Origin of the sequence: Nitrosomonas mobilis (assembly GCF_900103035.1) — a bacterium.
Taxonomy (GTDB): domain Bacteria; phylum Pseudomonadota; class Gammaproteobacteria; order Burkholderiales; family Nitrosomonadaceae; genus Nitrosomonas; species Nitrosomonas mobilis.
On record NZ_FMWO01000020.1, the window covers coordinates 78,326 to 92,833 of the forward strand.

Consider the following 14,508-nt stretch of genomic DNA (forward strand, 5'->3'; position numbering starts at 1 on the left):
ATGTCCGTATTGACCTGGATCATATTATCCAGTGTGCTGGGTGCATTGCTGAGCATTGGACTCGCCGCATTGCTGACGCTAAACGCACGGAGCAATACTTGGATTTCGATACTGGTTTCCTATGCGATTGGTGCGCTCCTGGGCGCTGCTTTTCTTAATGCGTTGCCCGAAGCGCTGGAACTGTCAGCTGAACCCAGGCAGTTAACCCTGATAATGCTATGCGGTATTCTCGTTTTCTTTATACTGGAAAAACTGCTGATATGGCGTCATTGCCATCTGGGTGAATGTGAGGTGCATGAACCGGCAGCTGAGATTACTACATCAGTAGTCGTTAACCATGATCATGGCCGTAGCGGCATGATGATTGTGCTGGGAGATACGTTCCATAACTTTGTGGACGGCATACTAATCGCGGCGGCTTTTATGGCAGATATCCAGCTGGGAATTATTACTGCAATTGCAATTACTGCCCACGAAATACCTCAAGAAGCAGGAGATTTTATTATATTGCTCAATTCCGGCTTCTCGCGCGCGCGCGCACTTTGGTTCAATCTGTTATCCGGTGTGGCAACGGTATTAGGAGGTGTGTTGGCCTATTTTATGCTTAATCAACTCGATCATCTAATAGCACCCATACTGGCACTTGCGGCTGCGAGCATGACATATGTCGCCATGGCCGATCTCATTCCCAGTCTGCATAAGCGCCCGGAAATCGGTGCGACGATTCAGCAAGTAATACTCATCGTGTTGGGTATTGGCACAGTGTGGCTAGTCGGCGCTTATTTTGGGCATAATCACTGATTTGGCCGTATTCTGCAGATCCGATAATTGCCTTGTGGTGGAATTACCAAGATAGCCTTGTGCAATACGATAATAAACCTTGCGTAAAGGTGTGCCATCGTAGCGATAGATAATACGCGAGTTGATTTCACCAGGAGCGATGAGGCTGGCTTCGGGGCTATCGTTTTGCTGGGTAAGTTCATCAAAGGCTCGTTTTCTCATGCCAACCATAAGAATCGGACGGTGAATCGGTTCGCCTGATGCTTGCCAGTAATCGTACATAACTGCGGGTTCACCAAATACATTGCGCGAACGAATATCCGCAGTAAGCGGATGGTGGCTGTAGAATGTTAGTGCGCTTGCAATTGACCATTTGCTCAGTCCGATAATAACGGGCATTTCACCTGTCTGCTGTTTAATCTCATCAGCAATCTTTTCGATTTCAGCGGTAGTTTCCTTCCAGAAATAGTGCTCATTTAGAAATTGATAGGGAAGACCCGGTATGCCGAGCGTGGCATAGTGCAGCACAAAGGCATAGGCCATCAGTGAAATGACGATAGTCGGTTGCCAGGCGGCGCGCAGGCGCGTGGAAGCTTTCCTGAAGAGGTCTTGCTGCCCCATTATCCAGGCCATAGTTGGCAGTAGCGCAAGCCAGAGTGGGCTGTTCCAGTGAAAACGTGGCGTATCATAAGTGCTCAGGACCAGGAAAATTAACAGCGGGATGCCGGTAAAAATGCCAACAAACAGGTTTTTGCGGGCGAATTCTGGTTTCTTGTCTGATTTAGATAAAACTGAATAGAGTGCCAGTATGGCAGCTAGAAATCCTACTGGTGTCAGTATAACGGCAATGTACGCAATCAGTTTGTGTGTGGAGAAGCCATCTTGGTCACCGCTGATTCTGCCTGTTTGGAACAGAAAAGATACCCACTCATGTTCCATGTTCCAGATGATGACCGGAGAGAACATGAGTAGCGCGATTGCTGTAGCAAGATAGGGGTGAGGGCGGCCCAGCCAGCGGCGCGAGACGGGGTCGAGCAAAACAAATGCCAGTACTGCAAAACCCAGCAATCCAAGTGTGTATTTGGATAGTATCCCCAACCCAAAGGCAATTCCAGCACCAATCCAGGCGAGATTTTTATTGGCTAGCAGCGCACGTTCAAGGTAATAGAGAGTGGCTATCCAGGCAGCGATCAATGGTGCATCCGGAAGCATGGCGAGCCCGCTTACAAACCCGAAAGGTACAACCACAAACAGCATGGTTGCGCACATGGCAGTGGGTTTATCATAAAGGTTGCGTGCAAATGCGTACAGATAGGCAATGGCAATCAGTCCGCAGATAAAAGCACCTATTCGCACACCAAACTCATTCTGGCCGAAGAGCGCAGTACCGAGCCAGATCAGCCACGCCACCATGGGAGGATGATCGTAGAAACTCAAGCCCATGTGCTGCGCATATTGCCAATAGTAGGCTTCATCTGGAATAAGCTGGGCGACACCCAGATAGACAAACCGCAACAGAATGGCAAAGCCGATAACTCCTACAGCTGCTGTTCGCCAGCGTATATCCGGCGGGGCAGCCGGGCCTGTGCGTGGAAAGACGTAAAATGCCGACCCCAGGTAATTCACTAGTGCTGCGATAACAATCGCTGGAAAAATAGCCCAACCAACAGGTATATTCCAGGTATAAATCAACCAGGCGAGCACGCCACCGCGTAGTAGCAAGGAAAATAGACCGATTGTCAGGAAACGCAGAAATGTTTTCCAGCGTAACTGACCATCGTGATGTATGCGGAAAGACCACTTGGAATTCAGCGTGTAGTTAAAAGTAGCGGCTGCAACGAAACTGCTCATGTGTGCCAGAGCCAGCCCGATACCCTGAGAAATCAAAAGCTGAAAAATCAGCACATCAACAAATACACCCAGAAACCCAACAAAAGCAAAACGGCTGGCGGTATGCACTGAGGCGGTGCCACCCGCCAGGGTGATCAGTCGCTGCAAGTAAATCAGGTTGTGCCCGAAGGATAATTTCGAACTGCCACGTGTACGGTCACGAAAGCAGATGGGAATTTCCTTGATGCGCAACTTTCCTTGACCCGACATAATCAGTTCCAGCAGGATTTTGTAGCCATGTGCCTTTTCTGGTATGTATTGCACCAGTTCTTTGCGAAAGGCAAAAAAACCAGAAGTGGCATCATTAACGTCACAGATGACACGTGCGAGCCAGCCGCCAGCACGTGACAGCCAGCGGCGATAAAAAGGCCAGTTTTCAGTACTTCCACCAGTTACGTAGCGGCTGCCGATCACGATATCGTGACTGCCGTCCATTACTGGCTGCACCAGATTGATCAGCTGCTCGGGCGGATGGCTCAGGTCTGCATCCATGACTGCAATGACTTCATGGCTTGCTGCGCGCACACCCTCTAGAATGGAAGCAGTTAAATCAGGAGAAGCGTGTCGCTCAATGAGCTTTACGTTACGTGTAGTTGCCCATTGGGCGATTTTTGTCTGGGTACCATCGGTCGAACCATCATCAACAATAATGACTTCAAAATCTGCTTCTACTGAATTTAATGAAAACAGACTAGTGAGGAGAGGATCAATATTAACCGCTTCATTAAGCGTGGGGATGATCAGGGAAAATTGCATGTGGGTATTCAGTTTATTGTAAGATTTTGACTGCTGGAACGGTTATTACGCGTTTTCTGGTACTGAGTAACTGCGCGATTATGTTCGGCCAGCGTCGTCGAGAAATAAGAGGTGCCATCGCCTCTGGCGACAAAATAAATTGCTTTGGTATCCGCAGGGTTGAATGCCGCCTGGATAGAAGCCAGACTGGGCATAGCGATCGGCGTGGGGGGTAGCCCGGTACGTGTATAGGTGTTATAGGGGTGATCGGTCTGTAGGTCAATTTTGCGCAAATTGCCATCGAATTTATCCCCCAGCCCATAGATCACGGTCGGATCAGTCTGTAATCTCATGCCCAAGCGTAGGCGATTGATGAATACACCTGCGATCAGATTGCGTTCATGGGCAACACTAGTTTCTTTTTCGATGATAGAAGCGAGAACCAACCCTTCATAAGGGTTCGATAAAGGTAGGGATGGTTGTCGTAACCGCCATGCTGTTTCAAGATGAGCTTGCATGATGTGATAGGCACGTTTCAATATTGCGATGTCACTATCATTTTTTTTAAAAAAATAGGTGTCTGGGAAAAATAGTCCTTCGGCACCAGGGGCATTTGCCTCGATCAGTCGTAATATTTTTTGCTCGTCGAGCTGTAGCGAATCATGCCGAATAGCAGGATGTTCATTCAGCGTTTGTCTCCATTGGGCAAATGTCCGTCCTTCAATGAAAGTGATTTGATATTGTTTGATTCTTCCCTGAATTAGAAAATTCAGTAGTTCCATTGGTGAAAGAGGTTCGGTCAGCTCAAAATTACCGGCCTTAATCGCGGTATGCTGTCCCATGAGATAAGCCAGCATTAAAAATGACCAGTCATTCGGCAGCATCCCGGCTGAGGATAACTTGCTGGCTATTTGTCGTAAGCTGCTGCCAGGGGGAATAGAAAATTCATGTGGAACGGGAAAATCTTTTGTGGGTGTAGTGAGTAAGGAGTATGTCCAGGCGGATAACAGCAAACTTCCAGCCAGAACCGTCAGTACGACAAGCTTCAGTGATTGCCTCAGGCGGCCAGGGTTTGACATGATTACTTACCAGAAACATTCAATTCAGGCAGGCCAATTTTTATTAGCAAAACAGAAAAAAGACAAAGGTAAATTTCGATCAGCGCCAGCATTTGATTGCTGATGTAACAGCCACATGCTGATCAAATTTTACGTAATACCAGTGTCCCGTTTGTTCCGCCAAAACCAAACGAGTTAGATAAGACAACATTTATTTTCATCTCTCTGGAATGATTGGGAACGTAATCCAGGTCACAGGCAGGATCAGGGTCATGGAGATTTATGGTTGGTGGCGCAATTTGCCGATCAATCGCCAGTGCCGAGAAAACCGCTTCTACTCCTCCTGCCGCACCGAGCAAATGGCCAGTCATCGATTTGGTTGAACTGACTGCAATTTTTTTTGCCTGGTTACCGAAATATTGTTTTACAGCGATGGTTTCAGCCAGATCCCCCAAAGGGGTCGATGTTCCGTGCGCATTTATGTACTCCACCTCATCAAGATTAATCTGTGCATTGGTAAGCGCATTTTTCATGCAGCGTGCGGCACCTTCTCCATCATCACAGGGTGCGGTCATATGGTGTGCGTCTGCACTCATGCCAAATCCAGCTAGTTCCGCATAGATTCTTGCCCCACGCTTGCGGGCATGTTCCAGCTCTTCCAGCACTAGAATGCCGGCACCTTCTCCAAGCACAAACCCATCGCGTTTGAGATCCCATGGGCAGCTTGCGGCAACGGGATCATCATTGCTGGTTGAAAGTGCGCGGGCTGATGCAAAACCTCCAACGGTTAAAGGAGTCACGCAGGATTCGGCTCCACCGCAGACCATGATATCTGCATCACCATATTCAATCATGCGGGCAGAGCAGCCAATGCTGTGTGTTGCCGTGGTGCAGGCCGTTACGATGGCAAGATTCGGTCCTTTATAGCCATACATGATGGATAGATTGCCCGCAACCATGTTGATGATGGTGCTTGGAATAAAGAAAGGAGATATCTTGCGTGGTCCGCCAGCGTGATAGACCTCGTCGGTATGCTCGATCATTGGTAATCCACCGATACCGGATCCTATATTCACGCCGATACGTTCGGCATCAAGTGTTCCCACGTCTTCAATACCCGCATCCCGAATGGCCTGGATAGCTGCCGCCATGCCGTAATGGATGAATACATCCATACGCCGAGCATCCTTGGCGGAAAGGTAATGAGTAATATCAAATTCCTTGACTTCGCCAGCAATGCGTGATGCAAAACTCGATGCATCAAAACGTGTGATTTGGGCGATACCTGATTTTCCAGCAATAATATTCGCCCAGGCTTCTGTAACGGTGTTACCAACAGGTGAAACAATGCCTAGTCCGGTAATGACTGCTCTGCGTTTGGACAAAATCGCTCCTGTAATTCAATAAAAATAACGGCCAGGAAATGGCGGTCTACTGTGAGGTGCTGGCTGAGACGTAATCAATGGCTTCTTGTACAGTATTGATTTTCTCGGCATGCTCGTCGGGAATCTCGCATTCAAACTCTTCTTCCAGAGCCATGACCAATTCAACCGTATCGAGTGAATCTGCTCCCAGGTCATTAACAAAGGACGACTCATTTTTGATTTCGTCTTCCTTCACTCCTAATTGCTCGGCTACGATCTTTTTGATACGTTGTTCTATCTCTGTGATTTCCATGCGGTTATCCATCCTTTCAGGTTAAAAATTACTACAAGTTTATCAAATTAAAACATTGGTTTGGCTCACTTAATCAGGCGAGTCAAGTACATCGCAGCAACTACTAAAAAATTTTATCTGGAATATCGAATTTCAGGTGTATCTTTAACCCATATAGAGGCCACCGTTTACGTGCAGTGTTGTCCCGGTAATATAATCCGCTGCCGGTGATGCCAGAAATGCCACAGCCGCTGCAATATCTTGCGGCGTACCCAGTCGTCCTAGCGGGATTTGCTGAGTGAGTGCCTGTTGCTGCTCACTTGAAAGTGCGCGAGTCATATCGGTATCTATAAATCCGGGAGCAATGCAGTTTACCGTGATATTCCGGGAGCCAATTTCCTTGGCCAGTGACTTGCTGAAGCCGATCATACCGGCCTTGGCAGCTGCGTAATTTGTTTGCCCGGCATTACCGGTTGCACCGACTACTGAAGTAATATTGATAATACGGCCATTTTTTTCCTTCATCATGTCACGTAATACCGCACGGCTGAGTAAATAGACTGCCTTCAAATTGGTTTGCATGATTGTATCCCATTCTTCCTCTTTCATGCGGACCAGCAGATTATCGCGAGTAATGCCGGCATTGTTGACAAGTATTGCGATGCCGCCAAGAGATTGTTGTACCGCTTTGATGCCGCTGGTGATTTGCGCGGGGTCAGTGACATCCATGGCGATTCCCATGCCACGAATACCGGCTATGCTTAAATAGCGCTCAATCTGCTCGGCACCGGCTTGTGTGGTTGCTGTGCCGACAACCATGGCGCCGTGCGTACCAAGTTCAAGCGCGATAGCTTTACCAATTCCCCGGCTGGCACCTGTTATCAGCGCAACTCTATTTGTAAATGAGGTATTAGAATTATTTGGCATAACTGGTATGTATCATCCAGAAGACTATTCTTCTTCAACTGGCCCTGCGGCGATGATGGCCTGCTGCAGATTGGCGGCATCTGAAAGAGTAATGCTGGTCAGGTTTTTATCGATACGGCGCGTCAGACCAGATAAAACCTTGCCTGGACCACACTCCACGATATGAGTGATACCTTGCGCGGCCATGGCCTGGATGGTTTGTGTCCAGCGTACTGGATAATAAAGCTGCTGTTCCAGTACGCGTCGCACGTCATCAATTGCGGCGTGATGAGCGTAATCAACATTGTGTAAAACTGGAATAATTGCTGGTTTAATCGTAATTTTTTGTAGCATCATAGAAAATTTGCTTGCAGCTTCATGCATGAGCGGGCAATGTGATGGAATGCTGACAGGTAATAATACTGCCAGTTTCGCACCATTTTGCTTGGCAAGTGCAATACCCTGAAGAACAGCAGTTTTGTGACCAGCAATGACGACCTGTCCAAGTGCATTGAAATTGGCAGGCGTCAACGATAACTCCGGTAATTCACGTGTCACTTTCTGGCAAAGCATGGCGACTGTATTGTCATCCAGTCCGACAATCGCTGCCATCCCCCCAATACCGTCTGGAACGCTTTCCTGCATGACTTGTGCACGATATCGCACTAGTTGTAGCGCATCGGCAAAGTCGAGTGCTTCTGCTGCCACCAGCGCGGCATATTCGCCGAGACTATGACCTGCCAGTATCTCCGGAATGATTCCGCCTGCTTTCCGCCAGGCACGATAAATGGCGATATTGGCTGCCAGCATCACAGGCTGGGTATTGATGGTGAGATTGAGGGTGGATTCCGGTCCGTTGGCAACCAGTGCCCAGATATCCTGGTGCAGAATTTCGCTGGCTTCCTCGAAAGTTGTCCGGACGACTATATCGTTGGCGTAACCAAGCATCATGCCGATTGATTGGGAGCCTTGTCCTGGAAAAACAAAAGCAGTTTTCATTTTTTTACCAGCGTAACAGAACTGAACCCCAGGTAAACCCGCCGCCTACCCCTTCAAGTATAACATGTTGATTCGACTGAATACGACCGTCCCTGACTGCGAGATCAAGTGCAAGTGGTATTGATGCTGCGGAGGTGTTGCCATGTTGCGAAACGGTTTCCACAACTTTATCTTCAGGAATACCGAGTTTTTTGGCAGTTGCATTGATGATGCGGATATTGGCCTGATGAGGAATCAGCCAGTCTATATCGGATGCTTGTAAATTATTGGCTGCCAGTGCTTCCCGTGCGACTTCTTCCAGCACTTTTACCGCAAACTTGAAAACGGTACTACCCTCCATTGCAATATACGGAGTACCCTTAACCCTGCCGGCACAAATATATCCCGGTGCAGTCAGCGCATCACTATAACGCCCGTTGGCGTGGAGATGCGTGGAGAGGACGCCGGGTTGTTCACTTTCGGTTAACACAACAGCTCCTGCTCCATCGCCAAATAGTACGCACGTGGTGCGATCCTGCCAGTCGATGATGCGTGAGTAGACTTCGGTCCCGACGACCAGCGCATTCCGGCATTTTCCACTACGAATAAACATATCGGCCATTGCCAGTGCATAGATGAAGCCACTGCAGACCGCTTGAACGTCGAATGCCGGTCCATTTTCTATTCCGAGTTTGTTTTGTAGAATACAGGCAGTGCTGGGGAAAATCATGTCCGGTGTCGTCGTGGCGACAATCACGAGATCAATCGCCTGCGCAGGAATTTGTGCAGCTTCGAGCGCGTTTCTGCTTGCCTGCAGCGCCAGATCGCTTGCCATCTCATTATCAGCCGCGATATGCCGTTGGGTGATGCCGGTTCGGGTGCGAATCCATTCGTCGCTGGTATCCACCATCGATTCCAGATCCTGGTTAGTCAGAATTTTCTCTGGCAGATAGCCACCAGTTCCAATAATGCGTGAATACATGTCGATAACCTAATTGACAGACGAAGAGTTCGCAGATAAATGCTGCGTATTGCGTTCAAGCAGTTCGACATGTTCACCCAGCTGACGAATCATGCCGCCACGCACTTCGTCCACCGCCCGTTTGATCGCACTGCAAAACGCTACCTTGTCCGCCGAGCCGTGGCTTTTAATGACAATGCCACGCAGACCCAGCAGGCTGGCGCCATTGTATTGACGATGATCGACGCGTCGCTTGAAAGCGTTGATGACTGGCATGGCCACGACCCCGGCTAGTTTGGTCAATAAATTGCGCTTAAATTCTTCACGCAGGTAGCTGGCCAGCATTTGTGCCAGTCCTTCCGATGTTTTCAATGCAACATTGCCGACAAAACCATCGCATACCACGACGTTGGTCGTTCCTTTGTAAATATCATTCCCTTCGACATTGCCATAGAAATTCAAGTCACTGGTGCGAAACAGCTCAGCAGCCTGCTTGACCACGTCATTCCCTTTGATATCTTCTTCACCAATATTTAATAAACCAATAGTAGGCTCGGGAATATTCTCTACAGACGAGACCAGTGTCGCACCCATCACACCAAACTGCAGCAGGTGTTCTGCCGTACAGTTGATATTCGCCCCAAGGTCAAGCACGTAGGTGTGTCCGAAAATGGTAGGCAGAACCACGGCCAGTGCCGGCCGGTCGATACCGGGTATCGTCTTGAGCACGAAACGGGAGGTTGCCAGCAATGCACCGGTGTTGCCGGCGCTGACACAGGCGTGAGCTTCGCCGCTTTTAACAAGATTGATACTGACCCGCATGGAAGAGTCTTTTTTGTTACGCAGTGCCAGTGCGGGTGATTCATCCATGCCTACCACCTCACTGGCAGGGTGAATTCTAAGTCTTGGACTGAGCGCGACATTGAGTGCCCGGAGCTCTGCTTCGATCGCAGCTTGAATGCCAACCAGAACGATATCGGTTTCCTGGTCCTGGCGCAGATATTCAATGACGGAAGGTACGGTAACATGCGGACCATAATCACCACCCATGCAGTCGATTGCGACAGTTGTGTTCACTGGCGACGGCCATCAGGCAACCTGCCTGGCATAATGAAAAAAAAAGGCAAAATTATTCGTCGTTCTTGGTTTTGAGTACCTTGCGTCCACGGTAAAACCCATTTGGACTGATATGGTGGCGCAAATGGGTTTCGCCAGTCGTTGGTTCAATTGCTAGCGGGGGAGAGGTTAGCGCATCGTGAGAACGGTGCATTCCCCTTTTTGATGGAGATTTTTTATTCTGTTGAACAGCCATGATATTGAACTCCGGAAAATAATGGGTAAAAAACTCAAGATTTGGTGCCATAGTCGCTTGCGCCTATTATACAGGCGCACACGTCAGCTTTGGTGTTGGTTAATCAATAATCAAGTCTAGTGTGATTGTTTTAATGATTTCAGCGCTGCGAAAGGATGAGTTTTATTGGCCTGGTTTTGTGTTTTGTGCGGTTTGCCAGTCTGCCGACAGGTTATATCGTCATGACGTGGCGAAAACGGCAGCCCCAGAATGATTTCGTCCTCAATCAATGCAAAAGCATCCAGTTCTTCCGAAGCCGGTATGGCATCGACAAGACTGTCCTCGTCGTAGCGAGCGAGTTCGTCTTCGTTTTTTGCCAGTATCAATTCGGACTCCAGGCTGAGTGGATACGACATTTTATCCAGACAGCGTTGGCAACAGAGATTGATCATGCCGCGAATCGTTACTCGAAGTACAAGTCTGTCATGCTTGTCGACATCACCACTAAGCTGATAATCAATCCTGCCGACATTGTCTGCCAGAAAATCCCGTAAACGGGAAAAATTTTCAGGTAATATGCTGCCACTCAGCGAATCGGTAGCATGAGAAAATTTAAACGCGTTGATTACCAGTTGCTTGAGCATAAGGCGCGCATATTATATTTTTTATGCTAACGTGTCAAAGAATGTCGATCAACTGTCCTGATTGTCCTGCATTGTCCATTTTTCCACATCAACTATTACGTCTCATCTATTACTTGAATAATGACTTTTTCACGAATTGTCCTGGGTTCTAGCTCTGTATATCGGTGTGAGCTGCTTGCGCGTTTGAAGATTCCGTTTGAGACTGCAAATCCTGCAATTGATGAATCTGCATTACCTGATGAAGTGCCATCGGCAACTGCGCTCAGATTGGCTGCGGAAAAGGCGCATGCAGTGGCGGGGCAGTTTTCTGATGCGCTGATTATTTCAGCCGATCAGGTGGCAATATTAGCGGGACATCGCTTGGGAAAACCACTTAATCACGCCAATGCTACTAGTCAGTTACGCCAAGTGCGTGGTAAGGAAGTAGTATTCCATACGGCGTTGTGTTTGTTGAACAGTCGCTCCAAACGTATTCAATCTTGTGTTGTGCCAAGTGTGGTGCGGTTTCGGCAGGTGAGTGACAGTCAGATCGAACGCTATCTGGCTAGAGAGCAGCCGTATCACTGTGCTGGCAGTGCGAAATCGGAGGGCTTGGGCATTGCGCTGATTGAGCGTATTACTGGTGATGACCCCAACGCCTTGATTGGCCTGCCGCTGATCGCACTGGTGGAAATGCTGGGCAACGAGGGCGTGGATGTGTTGTAACCAATCGCGGATAGCTTACTCGCCTGCCGACACAACCAAGCTCAATATGCGGTCCTGGATGCACATTGGACGTGCTATGGCAGGTTTGATCCTGGTTGTAACTGGCGTGCTGGTGGTGCTGGGCGACGTTGCTGTTGCTCAGACGAGTTCTCCGGTTATGGATCAGTATATTGATCGAGAGGCGAGTCTGCCGAATATGGTGAGTATCAACACGCTCACTTTGCCACAGGCACTGGAGCTTGTTATGCAAAATAACCCTGAATTGACCGCTGCCGCCAGGGAGATCAGTGCGCTTGAAGGTACCAAACTGCAGGCCAGTGTTTTCAGAAATCCCGATTTTATTACTGAAACCGAAGAAATTAACTCGCACAATCGCAATATCCAGCCGTTCGTCACGCTGCGCATCAGCCAGTTGTTCGAGCTGGGCGGCAAGCGGCACGCCCGGATGAATGTGGCAGGAATGAGTCAGGAAGTGGCGCAGCAGGCTTATGAAGTCAAGCGTGTCGATATCATGGCGCGTACGGCAGATACCTTTATTGATGTGCTGGAAGGACAGGCGCTGGTGGATGTGCTTGAAAACACCCTGCAATTGACCGAACTCGCGTTAAGCACTGCTAATAAGCGCGTTGCAGCGGACAAAGCTCCTCCGATGGAGGCGATTCGCTCCAAAGTGAATTTATCCACGGTCGGTGTCGAGCTGGAACAGGCCAGGCGCAATCTGGCGGCGGCAAAAACCAGATTAGCCTTGCTGTGGGGAGAGCACACACCACAATTCAGCCTGGTGCAGGGGGAGCTGGAATCATTCGTAACTATTCCAGGACTCGACCGCCTGCTTGAATATATCGAGACAAATCCAGTGCTGCTACAAAGCAGCAAGCAAATTACGCAACGTGAAGCGATGCTGGATCTTGAAAATGCGCGCCGTATTCCGGATATCCGGCTAGGTGCAGCCATTCGCCGGTATCTGGAACTAGATCAGAATACTGCCTTGCTTGACATGTCGATACCCATTCCGATTTTTGACCGTAATCAGGGCAATCGACTGGAGGCGCAGCAGCGAATTTATCAGGCACGCGATCAACGCATGGCTGTCGAGCTCCAGTTGAGAACTGAATTGACACGTGTCTATGAGAGCCTGCTGGCAGCACAGAGAGAAACACAGACACTGCGCGATGAAGTGTTGCCTGGAGCGCAAAAGGCATTTGAATTGACTAACCGTGGCTATCAGCTCGGTAAATTCAGCTTTCTGGAAATGCTAGATGCACAACGTGTCTTTTTCCAGAACCGAACGCTTTATGTGCGTGCACTCGCTAACTACCAGCGGCTGGTTAATGCGCTCGAACGGCTGGTGGCCGCACCGCTAGAACATTTCACTATCCGCCGCAACGGAAATAATCAATGAATACTACACGGTATCTACCTTTTGTCGTGGTGATCCTGATTGGCATTGTGTTTGCTGCCGGAGTTCTTCTGCTGGACAGATCCGACTCTCTCGTTTCTGCTGAACAGGCATCTTCAACTACCGCTGACGCGGCCCCCGATGCTGAGTCAGAAAAAGGCCCAAAAGGCGGGCTGTTATTTGCCAAGGATAAATTTTCGCTGGAATTGACCATTTATGAAAAAGGTGTGCCGCCCCATTTCAGGGTTTACCTCTATGAGAGTGGCAAACCACTCATTCCTAAAGCTGCAAACGTAACCATCGTGTTGTCACGGTTGGGCAGGGCGGCGGAGGTTTACCAGCTGAGTCCGGCGGCCCATTATCTGACCAATGATAAGGAAGTCGAGGAGCCGCATTCGTTTGAAATGGTGATTTCCGCTGATTATGGAGGCAGAACCTACCGCTGGGGGCACAGCCAGATTGAGGGGCGGGTAGAAATGGATGATACAACTCTTGCCAGCAGTGGTGTCGAAATCGCGACCGCTGGGCCAGCGGTCATTCAGCCGAAAACCACCTTGCCAGGCGAAGTCATTTTCAATGAGCACCAGATCGTGCATGTTATACCCCGGTTGCCGGGAATGGTGGTGACAGTTCAGGCGCATCATGGCCAGAAGATGAGCAAGGGCGATGTGCTTCTGGTAATCGAAAGCCCGGCACTGGCCGAATTGCGCAGTCAATACTTGTCTGCGCGCAGTCGCCTACAACTGGCGGAAGCGGTTTTCAAACGGGAGGAAACCTTGTGGCGGGAGAAAATTACTGCCAAGCAGGATTATCTGGTGGCCAAACAGCAGTGGCAAGAAGCCAGAATTGCAATGCAACTGGCAGCTGAGCGTCTGCATGCGCTCGGCGTATCACCGGAATCCGGATGGGCAGAAAAAAATCTTGCCCGTTATGAACTGCGCTCACCGATTGACGGCATCATTATTGACAAAGCGGCGGTGACGGGCGAGGCGGTTCCGGAGAACAAGACAGTTTTCATTGTTGCGGATATTTCAACGGTCTGGGCAGCTGTCAAGGTATTTCCTTCCGATCTGCACCGTGTCCATGTTGGCCAGAAAGCAGTTATCCGTGCCGATGCACAGGATCTGCAGCAGCAGGGAACGGTAATTTATGTAACAACATTGCTGGATAATGTCACTCGTACCGCCATCGCTCGTGTTGAACTTGATAATCACACAGAAAAATGGCGTCCAGGTATGTTCGTCAAGGCAGATTTGTTGGCCAAAGCAATCGAGGTGCCGGTGGCGGTATCGCTGGATGCTATACAGACACTTCGTGATAGTCCGGTTGTATTTGGCCGCTATGGCGATTATCTGGAGATGCGCCCACTCAAACTGGGTGTGAGCGATGACAAGCTAATTGAGGTGGTTGAAGGATTATCGGTCGGTGAGCAGTATGCGATCGGCAACAGTTATGCCATTAAGGCGGAACTGGGTAAGGCAGGGGCGTCGCATGATCATTGATAT

General features: G+C 49.3%; 14 protein-coding genes. 4 read left to right on the forward strand and 10 right to left on the reverse strand.

All coding sequences use genetic code 11. The features are described 5' to 3' along the window. Complete coding sequence (locus tag NSMM_RS01040; RefSeq protein WP_090283866.1) at nucleotides 1–801, forward strand: ZIP family metal transporter; 801 nt, start codon at nucleotides 1–3, stop codon at nucleotides 799–801. On the opposite strand, the gene NSMM_RS01045 is transcribed toward NSMM_RS01040, so the two are convergent. The 10 genes from NSMM_RS01045 to NSMM_RS01090 all read right to left on the reverse strand — a co-directional run bounded on the left by NSMM_RS01045 (nucleotide 769) and on the right by NSMM_RS01090 (nucleotide 10,899). Beyond that, nucleotides 769–3,426 (reverse strand): glycosyltransferase family 39 protein, encoded by a 2,658-nt coding sequence (locus tag NSMM_RS01045; RefSeq protein ID WP_090283738.1) that lies wholly within the window; start codon nucleotides 3,424–3,426, stop codon nucleotides 769–771. The two genes, NSMM_RS01040 and NSMM_RS01045, sit on opposite strands and share 33 nt — an antisense overlap. 8 nt (nucleotides 3,427–3,434) lie before the next feature. Further along, on the reverse strand, nucleotides 3,435–4,484 hold the full coding sequence (gene mltG, locus NSMM_RS01050; protein ID WP_090283740.1) for an endolytic transglycosylase MltG: 1,050 nt from the start codon (nucleotides 4,482–4,484) through the stop codon (nucleotides 3,435–3,437). Between the two features lie 122 nt (nucleotides 4,485–4,606). After that, a complete protein-coding gene (fabF, locus tag NSMM_RS01055) occupies nucleotides 4,607–5,848 on the reverse strand; it encodes a beta-ketoacyl-ACP synthase II (RefSeq protein WP_090283742.1) in 1,242 nt (413 codons plus the stop codon). A 46-nt stretch (nucleotides 5,849–5,894) separates the two neighbouring features. Further along, nucleotides 5,895–6,134, reverse strand: a complete 240-nt coding sequence (acpP, locus tag NSMM_RS01060) for an acyl carrier protein (RefSeq protein ID WP_090283869.1) — start codon at nucleotides 6,132–6,134, stop codon at nucleotides 5,895–5,897. 150 nt (nucleotides 6,135–6,284) lie between these two features. Then, on the reverse strand, nucleotides 6,285–7,046 hold the full coding sequence (gene fabG, locus NSMM_RS01065) for a 3-oxoacyl-ACP reductase FabG (protein ID WP_090283744.1): 762 nt from the start codon (nucleotides 7,044–7,046) through the stop codon (nucleotides 6,285–6,287). Between the two features lie 24 nt (nucleotides 7,047–7,070). After that, complete coding sequence (gene fabD / locus NSMM_RS01070) at nucleotides 7,071–8,024, reverse strand: ACP S-malonyltransferase (RefSeq protein ID WP_090283746.1); 954 nt, start codon at nucleotides 8,022–8,024, stop codon at nucleotides 7,071–7,073. A gap of 4 nt (nucleotides 8,025–8,028) precedes the next feature. Then, on the reverse strand, nucleotides 8,029–8,985 hold the full coding sequence (locus tag NSMM_RS01075; RefSeq protein ID WP_090283748.1) for a beta-ketoacyl-ACP synthase III: 957 nt from the start codon (nucleotides 8,983–8,985) through the stop codon (nucleotides 8,029–8,031). A 9-nt stretch (nucleotides 8,986–8,994) separates the two neighbouring features. Next, nucleotides 8,995–10,041, reverse strand: a complete 1,047-nt coding sequence (gene plsX / locus NSMM_RS01080) for a phosphate acyltransferase PlsX (protein ID WP_090283750.1) — start codon at nucleotides 10,039–10,041, stop codon at nucleotides 8,995–8,997. 52 nt (nucleotides 10,042–10,093) lie between these two features. Beyond that, nucleotides 10,094–10,276: a 50S ribosomal protein L32 gene (gene rpmF / locus NSMM_RS01085; RefSeq protein ID WP_090283870.1), complete on the reverse strand. Its 183-nt coding sequence runs from the start codon at nucleotides 10,274–10,276 to the stop codon at nucleotides 10,094–10,096. A 116-nt stretch (nucleotides 10,277–10,392) separates the two neighbouring features. After that, complete coding sequence (locus NSMM_RS01090) at nucleotides 10,393–10,899, reverse strand: YceD family protein (protein WP_090283752.1); 507 nt, start codon at nucleotides 10,897–10,899, stop codon at nucleotides 10,393–10,395. A 120-nt stretch (nucleotides 10,900–11,019) separates the two neighbouring features. Between NSMM_RS01090 and NSMM_RS01095 the strand changes: the two genes are divergently transcribed. The 3 genes from NSMM_RS01095 to NSMM_RS01105 all read left to right on the forward strand — a co-directional run bounded on the left by NSMM_RS01095 (nucleotide 11,020) and on the right by NSMM_RS01105 (nucleotide 14,505). Next, nucleotides 11,020–11,604 (forward strand): Maf family protein, encoded by a 585-nt coding sequence (locus tag NSMM_RS01095; protein WP_090283754.1) that lies wholly within the window; start codon nucleotides 11,020–11,022, stop codon nucleotides 11,602–11,604. A gap of 76 nt (nucleotides 11,605–11,680) precedes the next feature. Next, nucleotides 11,681–13,006: a TolC family protein gene (locus NSMM_RS01100; RefSeq protein ID WP_245654626.1), complete on the forward strand. Its 1,326-nt coding sequence runs from the start codon at nucleotides 11,681–11,683 to the stop codon at nucleotides 13,004–13,006. After that, nucleotides 13,003–14,505, forward strand: a complete 1,503-nt coding sequence (locus tag NSMM_RS01105) for an efflux RND transporter periplasmic adaptor subunit (protein ID WP_090283758.1) — start codon at nucleotides 13,003–13,005, stop codon at nucleotides 14,503–14,505. The genes NSMM_RS01100 and NSMM_RS01105 overlap by 4 nt, the downstream gene beginning before the upstream one ends. Nucleotides 14,506–14,508: the final 3 nt, after the last annotated feature.